The sequence below is a fragment of the Leptotrichia sp. oral taxon 218 genome, from assembly GCF_018128225.1.
Taxonomy (GTDB): domain Bacteria; phylum Fusobacteriota; class Fusobacteriia; order Fusobacteriales; family Leptotrichiaceae; genus Leptotrichia.
This window is the reverse complement of sequence record NZ_CP072377.1, coordinates 1,973,456-1,992,122: the sequence shown is the minus strand read 5'-3', so window position 1 is coordinate 1,992,122 and position 18,667 is coordinate 1,973,456. Positions and strand designations below refer to the sequence as shown.

Sequence of the window (18,667 nt, the reverse complement as noted above, 5' to 3'; positions counted from 1 at the left end):
TAGCTAGTATTTGAATACTAGATATTCAAAAGAAACTAAATAGTACTTAAGAACCTCACGACTTCAGTCGTGAGAGGTTCAGAAAAGGACGAAGAAAAAGTTTTTAGGTTCATTTTGGTGGCCTGAAAAATTGGAAGAATTTATAATTTACAAGAAAAATTCAGGATTTTATATTTTTTATTTTGGAGTTATTTTAGCTACAATTATAATGACGAGTAAAGATGTAAAATTTGGAAGTGGAGAAGGAAATTTTGGACTTTTAGTTTTAATTGTAATAATTGTTTTTTTCTTGGAAATTTTTTGGCTAAGAATATTATTTTTACCAGTATTTTCTAAATATACCTCAAAAATACTAAAAATTTTTATTGCATTGTTATTCTTATTTTTGGTGTATTGCTTTATGTTACTAAATATTGCATCCATATTTGAACTAAGATTTTATATTTTAGTTCCATTGGCATTTGTAATTTTATTTTTCATTTACAAGAAATTAATTGTGCGATATACTGAAAATGGACTTTTGGCCATGAATGAAATTGAATCATTCAGAAAATACATTTTAAATTTTGAAAAATTGGAAATTCCCACTTTTTCAAGTGAAGATGAATTAATCGAAAATTTTCAGCAAATGTATATTTACGCTTTTGCTTTGGGAATTGAAAAAAGATTTTTGAATTTTTTGGATATTACTTTGGAGAAAAATAATTTTGCTGGGAGAAAAGAAATTATTTATGAAAAACTTTTGATTTCGACTGTTTTTTGTGATAAAAAATTGTTGGGAGAATTGAAACTTAATGTTATGGGAAGATGATTTTTAAGGGAGGTAATTTTATGAAAAAATTTTTAGAAAAAATTGGAAAAGATGAGTTGATTGAATATTATCGTTTATCTAAAGGACGATTTGCTGTTGGAAATTTTGTTGGAATTAATGGACAATTTGCTATTTTTACTTCGATTAGTAAATATGGGAAAAATGGTGGATTTAGATTTATAAAAATAGATGATTTAAAAAGAATTGCAAAAAATACAGAATATTTAGCATCAATGAAAGAAAAAATAAAAGAAAGAAATTCTGAAAATAGAAGAATTGTTGAACTTGAAAAAAATAAGTTTTTTAAAGAATTATTTAGATATCTTAAAAAAAATAAAATAAAATTGAAAATATTTTTTGAAGATGACTACCAAAAAGAAGGGTATTTATTGAAAGAAACAAAAGAATTTTTACATTTTCAGTGGTGTGATGAGGAAGGAAATCCTGAAGAAGTTATTAGAAAAAGTGAAGCGAAGAGAATCGAGATAGGAGAAAATATTATTAAAGACATAATTATTAAAGGTGAAAAAGTTAAGAGAAATAAAATTATAGTAGCTGAAGATGATATTCAAGGAGATATTCTTTTTCAAGATGAAGATTATTCATTGATTTATGAAAATAATTTGTTTTGGGAAGATTCAAATTTTGTAATAGTGAGAACAACTGATATTTGGGAAATTACAGAAAAAGTTTATAAAATAGAAACAGAAAGCGTTTCTCCAAATGATATTTTTTCTGATATTTCAAATATGGAGATAAAAGAAATTTTGAAAAGATGTTATGAAAATAAGATATTGATAGATTTTGAATATGAACAGTCATATTATGAAAAATACGGAATCATTGAAAAACTTGAAGATGATAAATTGATTTTAAAAGAAATAAGTAAAATAAGTGGAATTTTTGTTTCTAAATCAGAAATATTGATTAAAGATATTTCATTTTTGTTTGTGAGAAATTGTAGAGTTTTGAGAGTAGTAGAGTAAAACTATGGCTTTGTTTGATATAGTAAAAAAAGAGAACTGATTTGATTGGTTCTCTTTCATTTTTATCTATTATTTTGAAAATTTTTGGATAAAATTTTTCATATTCGTGATGTCATTGTATTATAAAAATCAGTAAAATAAAATATTTTAAAATAAAAATTTTTACTATAATTCCAAAATTATAAATCCAGCAAAAAATCTATAATCTTTTTCCGTTGAATTCCATTTATATTATATTCACTTAAATTATCCATAGAAAGAACATATTTTGGATAGTTGTCTTCAATGTTTTTTAATGGAGAAAATTCTCGTTCAATGGTGTTTTCTGAGGCTAAAAGATAAGTTGCTTGAATATATAATTTTTTATCTTCTTTTTGTGCGATGAAATCAATTTCTTTTGTTTTTAATTTTCCGATATTTACATTGTATTTTCTTCTTAATAATTCTAAATAGATGATGTTTTCAAGATGACCAGCGATGTCGTTTGCTTTGTAGCCTAATTGAGAATGTTTTAAACCTAAGTCAAGAAGATAAAATTTTTCTTGTGTTTCTAAAATGGATTTTCCTTTTATGTCATATCTTTGAACTTTTGAAATAATATACGCATTTTCAAGTGCTTTTAAATAATTATAAACGGTTTCAACGCTTAACTTTCTACCTTGACTTTTTAAAAAATCTGAAATTTTTTTGGCAGAAAAAATGTTTCCAATATTGTCAAAAATATATAAAATTATTCGTTCTAAAAGTTCAATATCCCTTATATTATTTCTCGCAACAACATCTTTTAGCAAGACAGAATTATAAATATCAGTCAAATACTGATAAATAGAAGTTTTATCTTGATTGAAATTGTGGATGGCAGGTAAACCTCCAAATTGCAAATATTTTTCAAAATATTCTTCATTGCTGTAAATTTTTTCTGGATTTTGAATTTTGGAAAAATCTATAAATTCTTTAAAAGATAAAGGAAAAACCTTTATTTCAACATATCTTCCTGCAATGTAGGTAGCCAATTCCGAAGATAATAAATTAGCATTCGAACCAGTGATATAAATATCACAATCTAAGTCAACTAGCAATGAATTTATTACTTTTTCCCAAGAAGCAACTTCTTGAATTTCATCGAGTAAAATATAAATTTTACCAGCTAAATTTTTTGATTTTTCAATAATATAGCTATATAATTTTTGAAAATTTGCAAATTCGGCGAACATTAAAGACTCAAAATTAATAAAAATAATATTCTCTTTATTAATTCCCTTTTCTTCAAGTTCTTTAGATATTAATTTTAAAATCATAGATTTTCCGCTTCTACGCATACCAGTAATAACTTTTATTATCGGCTTATCCATAAATTTTCTAATTTCTTTTAAATATTGCTCTCTTTTTATCATTTTATCACCACCTATATTAATATATACAAGAAATTATATACTAAATTAAAAAGTTTTTCAACTTATACTAGAAAAACTTTTCGAAATAACATATTTTTTGCTTATATACTAGAAAAAATAAATAAAAATTTCTGATAAAATAAAAAAAGAGGCATAAAACCTCTTTTTGCTTTTAAATAAAAGTATAATAAAAATATTTAATAGTAAATTTCATTTTTTATAAATAAAAATTTATAAAGCTGTAATAAAAGTTAAAAATCCTAATATTACACCAGCTAAATTTGGAACAATAAGGATGAAATCTTTTTTAGGTTCTTTAGTCCATCCGTAAATAACCCAAATTAGACAAGAAATTGAAGCTGTGAGCGGTTGCCAAGGCTGAGCTTTTTCTCCTCCTAAATTAGCGATAATTTGAGGAATATAGGTTATAAACACAAAAACTCCAATAAATGCTCCAATTGAACCAACAATAGTGTTAATTTTCTTTTTGTTCATAAAATCACCTTCTTTTTTAAAAATTTATAGATATTATAATATCACAGTTTAATATTTTTGTCAAACTTAAATATTTTGAAAATTTCTCAAACATTGTAAACAAATATCAAAAATGATATAATTTAACGAATAAATTTAAAAATGAAATATTTAGAAAAAATAATTTGATAAAAATAAAGAAAAGGAAGGGAATTTGATGAGTTTAGTGCAATTTAATAGGGTGTATAAGCAGTTTGCTGGGGAATATATATTGAAGGATATTAATTTTACGATTGAGGAGAAGGATAAGATTGGGCTTGTTGGGGTGAATGGAGCTGGGAAATCGACGATTATTCGGATGTTGCTTGATAGAGAGCGAATTGATGGGGCGGAAGATAATTTGAATGAAGTTGGGAATATTGTGAAAAGTGCTTCGATGAAAATTGGATATTTGTCGCAAAATCATGAGTTTTCGGATGAAAAAAATACGATTTATGAAGAGATGATGTCGGTTTTTGCAGAAGAGAGGGAAATTTGGCATGAACTTCAGAAGGTTAATTTGCTTTTGGGAACAGCTGAAAATGAAGAGCTGGAAAAATTGATTAATAAGTCTGCGGAGTTGTCGTCGCTTTATGAGGCGAAGGGCGGATATGATATTGAGTATAAGATAAAGCAGATTTTGACTGGGCTGGAGTTGACTGAGGAATATTACAATTTGGTGCTGAAAGATTTGAGTGGTGGAGAGCAAACTAGGGTTTCACTTGCAAAATTGCTATTATCTGAGCCAGATTTGCTAATTTTAGATGAGCCGACAAACCATTTGGATTTGGTTTCAATTGAGTGGCTGGAAGACTATTTGAAACGGTATGCGAAGGCGTTTTTACTTGTTTCACATGATAGGATTTTTTTGGATAATGTTTGTAACAAAATTTTTGAAATTGAGAATAAGAAATTGCATAAGTATGATGGGAATTTTTCTGCATTTATCATTCAAAAAGAGATGATTTTGAAAGGGGAAATGAAGCGTTACGAAAAAGAGCAGGAAAAAATTAAGAAAATGGAAGAATACATTGACAGATTCCGTGCTGGAATAAAGGCTAGACAGGCAAAAGGTCGACAAAAAATTCTAGATAGAATCGAGCGAATGGACGATCCTGTTTTTAATCCGCAAAGAATGAAATTGAAATTTGAAACAGATACGATTACTGGGGACAATGTTTTAAAAGTGAATGGAATTTCAAAAAGTTTTGACAACAAAAAGGTGTTGAATAATGTGAGTTTTCAGCTATTTCGTGGCGAAAGAGTCGGAATTATTGGAAAAAATGGGATTGGAAAATCAACTTTGTTAAAAATTTTGGTAAATAAATTGAAGCAGGACTCAGGAACTGTCGAGTACGGTTCTCGTGTGAAAGTCGGTTATTACGACCAAAATCACATGGATTTAACTCCAGCAAACAATATTTTGCAGGAAATTAATAATTCTCTAAATTTGACGGAAGAATATTTACGAACACTTGCGGGAGCTTTCTTATTTTCAGGCGATGATGTTTTGAAAAAAGTAGAAAAATTGAGCGGTGGGGAAAAAGTTAGAGTTTCATTCTTAAAATTGTATATGCAAAGGGCGAATTTCCTAATTTTAGATGAGCCGACAAACCATTTGGATATTTACTCAATTGAAGTTTTGGAAGACGCATTAGAAGATTTTGACGGAACAATGCTTGTCGTATCGCATAATCGTCACTTTTTAGACACAGTTTGTAACACAATTTACTATCTTGACGAAAATGGTCTTACGAAATTTAAAGGAAATTACGAAGATTACAAGGAAAGTTTGAAAAATAATAAATCGAATCCGACTGCAACTGACATTGAAACAAAAGAAGAACAAAAATTGTCATATCAGGAGCAAAAGGAACTTTCTAAAAAAATCTCAAAATTGAAAAGAGATATTGCAAAATTGGAAGAGAAAATGGAGAAAATCTCAGAAAAACGGGAAGAATTGAATAAAGATTATGAAGAAGCTGGGCGAAAAAATGATGTTGGAAAATTGATGGAAATTCAGGAGGAATTTGACAGATTGGATAGTGACGAGATGGAAATGATGGAAGAGTGGGATTTGAAGAGTGAGGAATTGAAGAGATTGGAATAAAGGAGGGAAAAAGGTGTTAGAACAAGATATTAGATTTTTAGCTGAAGAATTAGAAAAAGGAAAATTAGTAGTTTTTGTTGGAGCAGGAGTTTCTAAAAATAGTGGATTGCCAGAATGGGAAGAATTAATAAAAGATTATGCCGATTATAGAGGAATAAAAGAATTTACATCAAAACAATTTTTAACTATACCAGAAGAAGTTTTTGAAAGATATGGTAGTTTGAAATATTATGAAATTGCAGAAAAAAGATTTTTAGGGAAATATGTTCCCAATTCTATTCATAGAATTTTAAAAAAAATGAAATTGACTTATATAATTACAACAAATTATGATACATTAATTGAAGATGAAATAAAAAATTTACAAATTGTAAGTAAAGATGAAGATTTACCGTACACTAATTCTAACAGAATGCTTATAAAAATGCATGGTGATTTTGAAAATAAAAATATAGTTTTGAAGAAAAGTGATTATGATAATTATGAAAAAAATTTTCAATTAATTTCAACTCTTGTAAAAGGTTTATTTACAACAAATACAGTACTATTTATAGGTTATTCATACAGTGATACAAATGTGCAACAAATTATGAATTGGATAAAAGAAATTTTGAAAGAGAAAACTAGAAAGGCATTTCTTGTTGAATTTACAAACGAGGATAATAAAGAGGAAGAAAATGGTGAACAGATAAATAAAATTTCATTAAAACTTTTGAATAATAATAACGACGAAGTACTATATGAAAGTAAAAAAGAAAGATTTAATAATAATTACGAGAAAACTTTAACTAAATTTTTATCGAATATCTATAATGAAAAAGAGAAAGTGAAGCAAGAAAAAATTTTTGAAATATATATAAATTTAAATTATTTAACAAAGCACAATTGGAATAAACTTAATAAATATTCTGAAATTCGTATAGATGAAGACTGGAAAAGAATTTTATATACAAGATTAGAGTTTAAAGATATAGAAAAATATGAAGAGATACTTTTTAAATCAAGGATAAAAAAAATTCTTCAGAGGATAAATAGAAATGAAAAAGAAATATTAATTCCTTTTTCTGAAAAAGGAATTACTCCTAAGAGAAAAGAACAAAAAAATATTTTAGAAGAAAAAATAGAAGTAGAAGAAAAATGTTTAAAAATAATTTGTGATTATGATTATAAAAATTTTCAGAATTTAGTAGAAGAATACAAAGAAAATAACAATATTAACAAATATGTAATTGTATATGGATATTTATTTTTTAAAAAAATAAATAAAGCAAAAGAAACAATAAAAAGTATGATAGAAGAAAAAGAAAATGTTAATAGTAAAAATGAAAAATTAGTTTGGGATAACTTTATATTGAGTATTATTGAATTTATGGAAATAACACATGCAGAAGAAAATTTAAATAAAACTTTTGAAAGTATAGAAGAAAGTTTGGAAGATAAGTATTTTGAATATTTTAAATATGAAACAGAACTTTTTAATGAAATATTTAAGTATTCAACTTTAGAAGCTTTAAATAAGGAAATGAACAAATTATTTGATAAAGTAAGAAAAGGGAAAAGTACTTCATATGTAATGGGAACACCTCCGTCATACAAAGCTATAATTTTGTCAAGAGATTTATTTTATTTTTATTCTTTAAATGGAATATTTGGAAATTCATTTTCTGATTATTCAGAATTTATGAAAAAGTACATTGAAATTTTACTCATGTCGTATACTAATAAGAATATTGAGGTCAAAAATCAGATGTTTAAAAACAGAAACCTTATAGAAGAATTTGAATATTTTGATTTTTTTATGATGTTAGAATTAAGTTACAGTGATTTGAAAAAATTATTTAATGAATATGAGATAAAAGATTTAAAATGTGAGAAAGAAATTTTCGATAAATTAATTGTATTACTCAAAAATATACTTGATTGGATAATAGAGAATGATAACGAATTTATGGAAAAAATAGATACTTTAGAAAGTATTTTACTAATAATCTCGAAATTAAATTTAATAGAAACTCAGTTTGAAAAATTAGTTGACATAATATTAAATGATAAAAATAGCAATGTCTTTTTTGAAAATAATTATGCTTTGGATGTAGCAGATAACTTTATAGTTATAATTTATAAAAATTTTAAAAATTTAAACAAAGAGTTTTTTGATAAGATATTGGAAAAGATTTTTTTAATTGATAGGAAAAGAATAGATGAAAATTTATTGGATCACATTACATACTATTTTAATAAAAAAGAAATGCCAAAAATTTCAAAAAATGATAAAATAAAAAACTTTATTAATAAAAATAATTTAAAAATAAAATGTTATTTTTTAAGAATAATAGATGAAATATATTTTGAAGAGTTAAAAAATGAAATACTAAAAGAAATAAAAGATACACTAAATATAGAAGTTTATAGTTTTTTATTAAATCAAAAATTTATAGATGTTATTCCAGAAACAGAAGATAAAATAATAAAAGAATTAGATAGAATTTTTCAAAAAAAAGATACAGATATAAATAATTTAATAAGTTATACATCTGAAAAAGAAAAGATTTTAGATTTTTTATTAGTATCGGGTTTAAATAATAAATTACCGATTTCTTTTATAGAAAAATTAAAAAAATATAAAAATAAGGAATTTTTTAAATCGTTGGAACAATATGAGTCAGAGATATTATGGAAATACATATTAAATCAAGAAAATTTTGATTATTCTGAATTTACAGAAAATGAGTTAGAGAAATTTTCAAAAATAAGAATAAAAAATCTTTTAGAAAAAAATAATAAAAAATTAATAAAATTAGTGAGAGAATATATTTTTTCTAAAATTAAGAATAATGATAATATTTCAAATAATAATATTGTAGAAGCTTATTTTGAATGGGAGAGTGAAAAAAATGAAGCTACAGAATAAAGATTCCGTGATGAATTTAGGAGATACAAGTTTTAGAAGAAAAAATTTGTTAGATGATTACAAAATAATGTTGCAAGGAATTACGGAACAATTGGAAGAATGGTCTACGAAGAATAGTTCACAAATGACTTTTTATCAATATGTTGCTAAAAGTGGATTGATAAATGATACATTTTATGGAGATTATTATTCTTTTATATCTGATAAATTTAAAGAAAGTATTTTTGAAAAATATAAAAATAAAAAGGAAGTCACAGATTATAAGAGTTTAGTAAAATATTTTATTTTAGAACAGAAAAAAAGAGGGAGAACTTATACGAATGCACTTGTAAAAATAGGACTTGTAGATGAAAAAAGAAAAATAACAGCAGTTGGAGAAGCGTTGTTAGACGGAGATACAAAACAGGATGATATTGAAAAATTATTTAATTTATCAGCAGACAACATTATTTTTTTAAGACAATTATTGAAATTGAGAGTTTATGAATCTGAAGGAGAAAATTACATTTATCCATTTAGAATGGGAATTTATTTACTGAGTAAATTTGATGATATTCCACAAAAGGAATTTTGTACGATTTTGTCTTTAATCAGAGCAGGAAAGAAAGAGGAAGAATATAGAGAAATACTGGATAAATATAAATTCGTAAAAAATAAAAATATGAGTTTTGGTGAATATGTTTCAAGATATATACAAGAAGAAACTTTAGAAATAAAATTTGAAGAAAAGTATAGAATTTCAAAAGAGAAATTTGAAAAATATTTTTTAAATAGAAAAAGTAAAGATAAAATAGAGGATTATTTTGAATTTTACGAAATATCTTTAGATTTTTTTGAAAATAGAGATTCGGAAACATATAAAAAATTAGAAAAAATAAGTAAAAAAGAGAGTATAAAAAAGGCTTTTGGATTCAATAGAATTCCGTTTAAATTTAGTAAAACAGTAAAAGAATTTTTGGAAGAGAATAAAGAAACGATATTTGAATCTAAAAATATTGAAGAGTTCAATAAATTATTTTATGAATTATTTCGAGATTCTAAAAACTATGATTTGATTTTTGAATATAATGATATGACAATTAGAACTTTTAATCTTTCAGGAATAATTAGTTTTGAGAATGGACTGGTAAATTTATCGTATAAATGGTTGAGTAAAAATATTTTTTCAGAAATTATAGGTATGAAAAAGTTAAATAATGAAGTAGTCAAAGATAATTTTCATAAAAATATTTCATTTTCAGAGATTTTTGATTTATCAGAAGAGAGAATTGAAAGTTTTATAGAAAAACTAAGAAAAGAGAACAATATTCCAAAAGAATTATCAATTTTTGAATATTTTTCGGACAAAATAGATAAAGATTTTGAAAAAAAATTGGAAGAAAGATTTTCAAATGATAAAGTCTGTAGCATATTAAATTTGTTTAAAAATAGGGAAAATGATGAAAAAATTTCAAAAGAAGTTACAGATAATGCAAAAATTCCTACAATTTTTGAATATATGTTGGCAATCGCCTGGCATAGAATTTCTAATAAAGAATTTAATTTGAAGAAAAGTCTGAAATTGTCGCTTGATGGAGATGGATTTCCGCTTTCACATGCTCCAGGTGGCGATGGCGATATAATTGCAGAATATTCAGATTTTGATGTTATGCTAGAAGCAACATTGATGGATAGAAATACTCAGAAAAGAGGAGAACTTGAGCCTGTAATACGCCATACAACGAATTTGACAATAAAAAATATGGAAGAAAATAAAAAAACATATACTTTTTTTGTTGCAAACGAATTAGATGCAAATGTAATTAATATTTTTAGAGTAACTTCACAAATTCAACTTCAATCAACACAAAATAGAGAGAAATATACAAACGGAATAAAGATTTATTCATTAACGATAGACAAGATAATTTATTTACTTGAAAATAATATAAATTATAAATATTTTCTAAATAGAGTTTTTGAGAATTACAGCAAAATAGAATTTATAGGAAATAACTGGTGTGAAGATACATGGAATAATTCTGTAAAAGGAGAAAATATTGGAAAGATTTAAAATATATAATAGAAGATATTTGGGAAGTAAATATAAATTGTTGGAATTTATTGAAAAAATAGTAGAAAAAAATACAGAAAATAGTAAAGTATTTTTGGATTTATTTGCAGGAACAGGAGTTGTAGCAGATTATTTTAATAAAAAATATGATGTTGTACTGAATGATTTGCTAAGATGTAATTATTTTTCTTATGAATGTTTTTTTTCAAATTTGGAATATGATGAAAAAAAATTGATTGAGATTATGAAAAAATATAACGAAAAAATTATTGAAGATAATAATTATTATTCTGAAAATTTTAAAAATACATATTTAAGTGAGAAAAATTTAAAAAAAGTTGGATTTATAAGAGATGGTATTGATGATTTATTTGAGAAAAAAGAAATAAATAAACGAGAGAAAGCAATATTAATAACATCTTTAATATATGCTGTTGATAGAATTGCTAATACAGTGGGACATTATGATGCTTACAGAAAAAATGGAGATTTAGAAAAAGAATTACTTTTGAAATTTCCTCAAATTGAAAATGAAAATAATAAAAACAATAAAATTTTTTGTATGGATGCAAATGAATTAGTAAAAGAATTTAGTGCAGATATTGTGTATATTGATCCACCTTATAATTCAAGGCAGTACAGCGATGCTTATCATTTTTTAGAAAATATTGCGACAAATGAAAAACCAGATGTATTTGGAGTTGCTAGAAAAATGGATAGAACCCACATAAAAAGTAAATATTGTTTATCAAGTGCAAAAAAAACTTTGGAAGAATTGATTGAAGATATTTCGGCAAAATATATTCTTTTTTCGTATAATAATACACAGCAAAAGGCTAATTCTCGTTCAAATGCAAGGATTAGTGATAGTGAAATTTTAGAAATTTTGGAATCCAAAGGGGAAGTTACTGTATTTGAAAAAGATTTTAATCCGTTTACAGTGGGAAAAACAAATATTGAAAACCATACAGAAAGAATATTTTTTTGTGAAGTAAAAAAATTTAAAAAAGATGATAGAAAAGAAAAACAGAAACAAAATAAAATAAAAAAAGAAAATAAACTTTTTGAAATAAATAATAGAGAAAAAAAATTAAGCCAATCACCACTTAATTATACAGGTGGAAAATTTAAATTATTAAAAAAAATTTTTGAAAAAATACCCAAAGATATTGAAATTTTTTATGATATTTTTTGTGGTGGCTTTAATGTAGGAGCGAACTTTAATGCTGGAAGAGTAATAGGGATTGATAAAAATAAAGAATTGATAGAATTACTTAATTTTTTGAAAAAACAAAATTATGAAAAGTTGGAAAAAGAAATAGAGAAAAAAATAGAATATTATGGTTTAAGTAATTCTTTTGAAAATGGGTATGAATACTATGGCTGTAATTCTCAGAATGGTTTGGGAAAATATAACAAAGAAAAATTTTTAAAATTACGAGAAGATTATAATAATAAAAAAAATGAAATATTGTTTCTTCTATTAATTTTTTATTCTTTTAACAATCAAATTAGGTTTAATAAAAAAAATGAATTTAATTTACCTGTCGGAAAGAGAGATTTTAATTCTAATTTACGAAAAAAATTAAAAAATTTTATTTATAATTTACAGTTAGTTGAAACAAAATTTCAAAATATGGATTTTCGTGATATAAATTTAGAAAGAATTGACAGCGAAAATGCTTTTTTTTATCTTGATCCGCCATATTTATTGGGTCAGGCGAGTTATAATGAAAATAATTCCTGGACTGAAAATGATGAAAAGGATTTATTAAAATTTTTAGAAAGATGCAATGAAAGAAAAATTAGATTTGCTCTTTCAAATGTTTTGGAACATAAAGGGAAAGAGAATGAGGTTTTAAAAGATTGGTGTTTAAAAAATAATTTTTTTATAAATGAAATGGATTTTAATTATTATAATTCCAGTTATCAAGTTAAAAATAAGAATACTACGACAAGGGAAGTTCTAGTTACAAATTTTAGTAAGACAATTAGTTATAAAAAATAATACAAATAATTTTTATAAGAGGGGGAAATAAATGACAAATAGCAAATACAACTGGGAAAACAAAAGTGACAAAATTTTAAAAAGGCTAGTTTCTCAAGACGAAGAAGAATTTTTGAGTAAAAGAAGGGCAAGAGAATTGTTTGATAATGGGATATTGAAAAATATTCAAGTGGGAACTTTTGAAGGAAAGTTTGACAAGTGATACAGAGGATAGAGATGTGTTGATGAATGGAATTAATCAGTCTTACGAGTATGAAAATATTGGGAAATATGATGTGAAAGAATTGAAAAAATGAATGAAAAATTGAATTTTTGAGATCACAGAAATTGAAAAAATGAAAAAGAGTGAAGAAAGAGAGGTCAAAATGGAAAAATTAGTAAGAAGAGGTGGTGGCGGACATTCTCATGGTGGTGGACATGGTCATTTTCATGGAAGTGGTGGAAGTCATCATTATGGTGGTCACTATGGTGGAGAACATAGTAGCGGAGAGCATTCGAGAGGACATTCAGATGGAGAAGGAGATGGAAAATCTAAAAAATCTGGTGATGATGAGCAAGAAAATTCGTCATCTTTTTGGAGAAGTCGTGGTTCTCATTCAAGCAGTTCAGGGAGAATAAACTGTGAAAGTATTGTTGATGCAAAAGAAAGAGAAAATTGTATTAATAGGAGTCAAAATATTGGTCTTTTTGATATATTTATCATTTTTGCAGGTGTAATACTTTTTATTGGTTCAGGATTTTATAAAATAATAAAAAAATTATCTTAATAAAATTTAGCAAGAAGTTGTAGGCTTTTTATAAAGGGAGTAGCTCATTAAGAGAAAAAATTAACGCAATTTACTGATGAAACGACCTTGTAATTTAAAATGAAAAGGTATATAATGAATTATAAAAAAGTTTAAGGAGTCAGTTTATGTTGCAAAGTTTTTATGGCGTTATTCAAGTGAAACATTATCAAAATGGACGTTTGCGATTGCAGACGGAAGTGTTAAAAGATGACGAAGAGTTGAAAGAGGAATTTTTAAATAATATTCGTAAAATAGAAGGAATAAATTCTGTGGAAGTTAATTCTATTACTGGAAGTATTCTGATTTATTTTGATGAAAAAGTTATTGAAAGTTCTTTTTTGTATTTGGTAGTGTTGAGATTGCTTCATTTGGATGAGGAAGCCTTGAAAAATAAACCTGGGAGAATAAAAGAGTTGTTAAAGCAGATATTTGAATCAGCAGATATGGCTGTTTATAACAAGAGTAAAGGTTATTTGGATTTGAGGACATTAACTGCAGGTATTTTTATTTTTTATGGAATAAAAAAATTATGGAAAGTTCCAGGATTACCTAAAGGAGCTACATTGTTATGGTGGGCTTCAAGACTTTTATCAGACGAGAAAAGAAAGTAGTAAACAAAAAATTGAAAGGGAAAAAGATGTTAGAAAATTTTTTTAGAACAACATATCTGATGTTTAATCAGATAAAGGTAGTGCACAGCATTCCTGGAAGACTTAGGCTATTTGTTCCAAATTTATCAAAAGTTCCAGAGGAATTAAAAAAATATGATAATGAAGTAAAAAAACTTATTTTATCAAAAAAAGGGATAAAAAGTGTTGAATATTCGTATATAACGAATAAAATTTTGCTTTATTATGATCCAAATTTGATTTCAGAAAAGGAAATACTTGAATGGATGAACAAAGTTTGGAAAACGGTTGTCAATCATCCTGAATTGTATGAAAATAAATCTTTGAAAGAAATAGAAGATAATTTGGAAATTTTTTATGATTTGATAAAAAGACTTTAAGTTTGTGGAATAAAAAGAAAGGAAAATTTTATGGCTGGTAGAAATTATTTGCTAAATTGTGAGATTTTGCATGAAATTCGTGGGAGAATCAGAATTCGTTCAAGAGCGTTAAAATATCTTGGCGTTCACAAAGAAGAAATAACAAAGCGTTTAATGCAAGTTCATTATATAAAAAGTGTTGAAATTTCAACTATTACAGGTTCTGTACTTATTTATTTTGATAACTTTTCGCTAACTGGAGAAAATTTTGTATCTTTGCTTCAAAATACATTGAATGGGTATTTGGTGGATATTTACAAAAATGAGAAAAAACAAGCATCGAATAAATATGTGATAGAAAGACGATTACAGGAAGAATCACCAAAAGAAATTATGAAAAATATTGGAGCGGCAGTATTATTACTTTTGCTTCCAGGTCCAAAAACGAAATTGACTGGAATTAGAAGATTATTTAATTACAAAACTATTTCAACAATTTCTTTGGCATTGCCTGTTTTAAAAAATGGAATTTTGTCATTGATTCATAATAAGCGTCCGAATGCGGATACATTGAGTTCTACGGCGATTGTAAGTAGTATCGCTTTAGGAAGTGAGCGAACAGCTTTGACAATTATGATTTTGGAAAGAATTGCAGAACTTTTGACGGCTTATACTATGAAAAAGACTCGTGGTGTAATTAAAGATATGCTAAGTGTTGGAGAAAGCTATGTTTGGAAAGCATCTGAAGATGAAGACCAAGTGGCGAAAAAAGTTCCAATTGAAGAAATTAAAAAGGGTGATTTGATACTTGTTCAAACTGGAGAAAAAATAAGTGTCGATGGAACAATTGAAAAGGGAAGTGCGGTAATTGACCAATCGGCGATTACTGGAGAATATATGCCTGTTAAAAAGGAAACAGGACAGGAAGTTTTTGCTGGAACGCTTTTGAAAAGCGGAAATATTACTGTAAGAGCTGAAAAAGTTGGAGATGATAGAACGGCTTCAAGAATTATAAAATTGGTGGAAGATGCTTCGTTTAACAAAGCGGACATTCAATCTTACGCCGATGCATTTTCTGCACAGTTGATTCCGTTAAATTTCCTTCTTGCTGGAATAGTTTATGCTTCGACTAGAAATTTACAAAAGGCATTGAGTATGCTTGTAATTGACTATTCATGTGGAATAAGATTGTCGACAGCGACAGCATTTTCTGCTTCAATTAATACAGCTGCTAAAAACGGAATTTTGATTAAAGGAAGCAATTATTTGGAAGAACTTTCAAAGGCTGATACTGTAATATTTGATAAAACTGGAACAATTACAGAAGGAAAACCTAAAGTTCAAACAGTAAAAACTTTTGCTAAAAATATGAAAGATAATAGAATGATTGCATTAGCTGCGGCTGCTGAAGAAACTTCTACACACCCTTTGGCAAGTGCGATTTTAAACGAAGTAAGAAATAGAGGATTAAAAATACCACGACATAAAGAAGATGTAATTAGAGTGGCAAGAGGAATCGAAACTTATGTAAATAAGGATATTATTCGTGTGGGAAGCAGAAGATACATGGAAGAAAATAATATTTCGGTAGAGATGTCAGTTGACGTGGTAAAAGGAATGCAAAATAATGGAGAAATCGTTATTTATGTGGCTAAAAATGAGAATTTAATCGGTGTAATCGGAGTTTCTGATCCACCAAGGGAAAATATCAAAAAAGCTATGAACCGTTTGAGAAATCAAGGAATAGACGATATTGTGCTACTTACAGGAGATTTGAGACAACAGGCTGAAACCATTGCAAATAGTATGTCGATGGATAGATACGAATCTGAATTGTTACCAGAAGATAAGGCAAAAGATATATTGAAATTCCGTTCAATCGGATCAAAAGTTATTATGATTGGAGATGGAATAAACGATGCTCCAGCTCTTTCTTACGCAAATGTAGGAATAGCACTTGGAAGCACTAGAACAGATGTCGCAATGGAAGCTGCCGATGTTACAATAACTTCTGACGATCCGTTGTTAATACCAGCTGTAATCGGTTTAGCTAAAAATACTGTAAAAATTATAAAACAAAATTTTGTGATGGCGATTGGAATAAACAGTTTTGCACTTGTATTAGGTGCGACAGGATTGCTACCAGCAATATATAGTTCAGTTTTACATAATTCAATAACAATTTTAGTAGTTGGAAATTCATTAAGACTTCTAAAATATGATGTCAATAAATAGAATTTTTGTGGCGTATCTGATTTTGGAGGAAATTATATGAAAAAATTAACTTTGACGGTATTGCATAAGTTACCGAATCGTGTCAGATTTAAAGTTTCACACGAAATTATTGACACAAAAAAATTTTTTGAAACAATAAAAGTTGGAGCAAAAAGTACAGCGTTACGATATAATAAAACTATAAATACATTGCTTATAACTTTTGAGCCAGAGGAAATTACGATTGATGAAGTGATTTATCGAACTGCGACAGCATTATCAGTTGAGCATGGCATGACTTCGGTAAAATTAGTGGAAGATTTTGAGGAAAAATCAATAGATTCGTTGTCTGTATATTCTGGAGCTGCGATTTTGCTTTCTTTCTTGTACGGACTTGGAAAAAGTAAAATTGAAAAATTACAATTGGATATAAACAATTTTACAGCGGGACTTACGACAGCGGCAATTATGGAACACGCCTACATGGAAACACAACGAAAAGGTTTCTTTGACATTGAAATTTTACCAGCATTGTATCTTTTAAGATCCTATATGGCAAATAGATCAGTTACAGCAATAGCACTTATGTGGCTTACAACTTTTGGACGACACCTTGTATTAAATAATGTATCGAATAAAGAAGTGAGAATTTATCGGTTAAAAGCTGAAAATGGGAAATTCCATTATGTTGTGGATGTGAAAAATGATAAAACTATTGAGAATGTAAGTGATTTAATAGATCATATATTCTTTAGCAAGAGATCAGATGAAGATTCGGATGATAAATATATAGCTTTGAAATAAATTGTGATTTAAAGTAAAAGAATTTAACAAAAGATATCAAGAAATCACCAGATTCTACAAGTAGGAGTAATTCACATAGTTATAAAAAATATTAATATATAATTATTTGAAAAAATATAATAAATAAATTAAAAATTTGGAGGTAATAAAATGATAAAATTCGGAAGTATAAAGAAAGAGCATTTAGTGGGAGCGGCAGTTGGAGTGGGAACAGTTGCAGTTGGTTACTATTTATACAAAAAAAATCAAAGCAAAGTTGACAGTTTTTTAAGAAAACAAGGAATAAATATAAAAACATCTTCTCAAGCGATTTATGACAATATGGCTTTGGAAGAATTGGTTACAACAAAAGAACATCTTGAAGATTTAATTGCTGAAAAAGAACTTTCTACAAATACTGCCGTTTCAGAAACAGTTGTGGAAGTTGACGAAAAATAGTATAATATATATTTTAAGCGAGGACAAATTGAAAAAGTCCTTGCATTTTTATTTTGTTTTTTAAAAAATATAAATTTTAAAGAATAAGGATGGTGAAAAATATGACTTTGGAAATAACTACACCAGCGGTATTGTTTCCTACCGTATCTCTTTTGTTACTTGCATATACAAATAGATTTTTGGCATTGACATCAATTGTTAGGCAGATGGATTCAAGCGGAGAAGTGGAACATGAATTTTATCAAGTAAAGAATTTGAAAAAAAGACTTAATTACATAAAAAAAATGCAGTATTTTGGGGTTTCAAGTTTGCTTATGTGCGCTATTTCGATGCTATTTCTATTTTTTCAGATAGATTTTGTTGGAAAAATAAGTTTTGCAATAAGTCTTGTGCTACTTGTAATTTCGCTCTTATTTTCACTTTTGGAAATACAGATTTCACTTGAAGCGTTGAGAATTCACTTAAATTATAGTGAAAACGAAAGTAATGAAAGCGAAGATAAAAATAAAGAATAAATTATTTATTTTTTTATAAAAAATTTTCGATATTATTTGAATAAATTGAAAAAATTTGATATAATTAAATTAAGAAAATAGTTTGTCTGTCAAAATTAAGTTTTGTTAAATATTATTTTTTATGAATTAGATAA

16 protein-coding genes are annotated in these 18,667 nt (G+C 26.5%); 14 read left to right on the top strand and 2 right to left on the bottom strand.

All coding sequences use genetic code 11. The features are described 5' to 3' along the window. Positions 1–130 precede the first annotated feature (130 nt). Positions 131–811 (top strand): DUF2207 domain-containing protein, encoded by a 681-nt coding sequence (locus tag J5A73_RS09475; RefSeq protein WP_211615247.1) that lies wholly within the window; start codon positions 131–133, stop codon positions 809–811. A gap of 20 nt (positions 812–831) precedes the next feature. Continuing rightward, the gene (locus J5A73_RS09470) at positions 832–1,797 is read left to right on the top strand and encodes a transposase (RefSeq protein ID WP_211615245.1); all 966 of its coding nucleotides are present in this window, start codon (positions 832–834) and stop codon (positions 1,795–1,797) included. Between the two features lie 179 nt (positions 1,798–1,976). On the opposite strand, the gene J5A73_RS09465 is transcribed toward J5A73_RS09470, so the two are convergent. After that, on the bottom strand, positions 1,977–3,191 hold the full coding sequence (locus J5A73_RS09465; protein WP_211615244.1) for an ATP-binding protein: 1,215 nt from the start codon (positions 3,189–3,191) through the stop codon (positions 1,977–1,979). A 231-nt stretch (positions 3,192–3,422) separates the two neighbouring features. Beyond that, entirely contained in the window at positions 3,423–3,686 is a 264-nt protein-coding gene (locus J5A73_RS09460; RefSeq protein ID WP_007070517.1) for a SemiSWEET family transporter, read from the bottom strand. 196 nt (positions 3,687–3,882) lie between these two features. On the opposite strand from J5A73_RS09460, the gene J5A73_RS09455 reads away from it, so the two are divergent. The 12 genes from J5A73_RS09455 (at position 3,883) to J5A73_RS09400 (ending at position 18,533) form a co-directional block, all read left to right on the top strand. After that, positions 3,883–5,814: an ABC-F family ATP-binding cassette domain-containing protein gene (locus tag J5A73_RS09455; protein WP_211615242.1), complete on the top strand. Its 1,932-nt coding sequence runs from the start codon at positions 3,883–3,885 to the stop codon at positions 5,812–5,814. A 13-nt stretch (positions 5,815–5,827) separates the two neighbouring features. After that, positions 5,828–8,725 (top strand): SIR2 family protein, encoded by a 2,898-nt coding sequence (locus J5A73_RS09450; protein ID WP_211615240.1) that lies wholly within the window; start codon positions 5,828–5,830, stop codon positions 8,723–8,725. Further along, positions 8,709–10,778: an AlwI family type II restriction endonuclease gene (locus J5A73_RS09445; protein ID WP_249069263.1), complete on the top strand. Its 2,070-nt coding sequence runs from the start codon at positions 8,709–8,711 to the stop codon at positions 10,776–10,778. The genes J5A73_RS09450 and J5A73_RS09445 overlap by 17 nt, the downstream gene beginning before the upstream one ends. Next, positions 10,765–12,786 carry a Dam family site-specific DNA-(adenine-N6)-methyltransferase gene (locus J5A73_RS09440; protein WP_249069262.1) on the top strand — a complete coding sequence of 674 codons (2,022 nt, stop codon included), beginning with the start codon at positions 10,765–10,767 and terminating at the stop codon, positions 12,784–12,786. The genes J5A73_RS09445 and J5A73_RS09440 overlap by 14 nt, the downstream gene beginning before the upstream one ends. A 31-nt stretch (positions 12,787–12,817) precedes the next feature. Further along, on the top strand, positions 12,818–12,988 hold the full coding sequence (locus J5A73_RS10595; RefSeq protein ID WP_249069261.1) for a hypothetical protein: 171 nt from the start codon (positions 12,818–12,820) through the stop codon (positions 12,986–12,988). Positions 12,989–13,151: 163 nt separating this feature from the next. Then, positions 13,152–13,553, top strand: coding sequence for a zinc transporter 7-A (locus tag J5A73_RS09430; protein WP_211615238.1), 402 nt, complete (start codon positions 13,152–13,154; stop codon positions 13,551–13,553). Between the two features lie 146 nt (positions 13,554–13,699). Continuing rightward, the gene (locus J5A73_RS09425) at positions 13,700–14,185 is read left to right on the top strand and encodes an HMA2 domain-containing protein (RefSeq protein ID WP_211615236.1); all 486 of its coding nucleotides are present in this window, start codon (positions 13,700–13,702) and stop codon (positions 14,183–14,185) included. 26 nt (positions 14,186–14,211) lie between these two features. Beyond that, the gene (locus J5A73_RS09420; protein ID WP_211615234.1) at positions 14,212–14,583 is read left to right on the top strand and encodes an HMA2 domain-containing protein; all 372 of its coding nucleotides are present in this window, start codon (positions 14,212–14,214) and stop codon (positions 14,581–14,583) included. A gap of 30 nt (positions 14,584–14,613) precedes the next feature. Then, positions 14,614–16,797 carry a heavy metal translocating P-type ATPase gene (locus J5A73_RS09415; protein WP_211615231.1) on the top strand — a complete coding sequence of 728 codons (2,184 nt, stop codon included), beginning with the start codon at positions 14,614–14,616 and terminating at the stop codon, positions 16,795–16,797. 36 nt (positions 16,798–16,833) lie between these two features. After that, positions 16,834–17,580, top strand: coding sequence for a hypothetical protein (locus J5A73_RS09410; protein ID WP_178938260.1), 747 nt, complete (start codon positions 16,834–16,836; stop codon positions 17,578–17,580). Between the two features lie 150 nt (positions 17,581–17,730). Next, complete coding sequence (locus J5A73_RS09405; protein ID WP_211615229.1) at positions 17,731–18,018, top strand: hypothetical protein; 288 nt, start codon at positions 17,731–17,733, stop codon at positions 18,016–18,018. A gap of 101 nt (positions 18,019–18,119) precedes the next feature. Beyond that, positions 18,120–18,533, top strand: a complete 414-nt coding sequence (locus J5A73_RS09400; RefSeq protein WP_211615227.1) for a DUF2721 domain-containing protein — start codon at positions 18,120–18,122, stop codon at positions 18,531–18,533. Positions 18,534–18,667 lie beyond the last annotated feature (134 nt).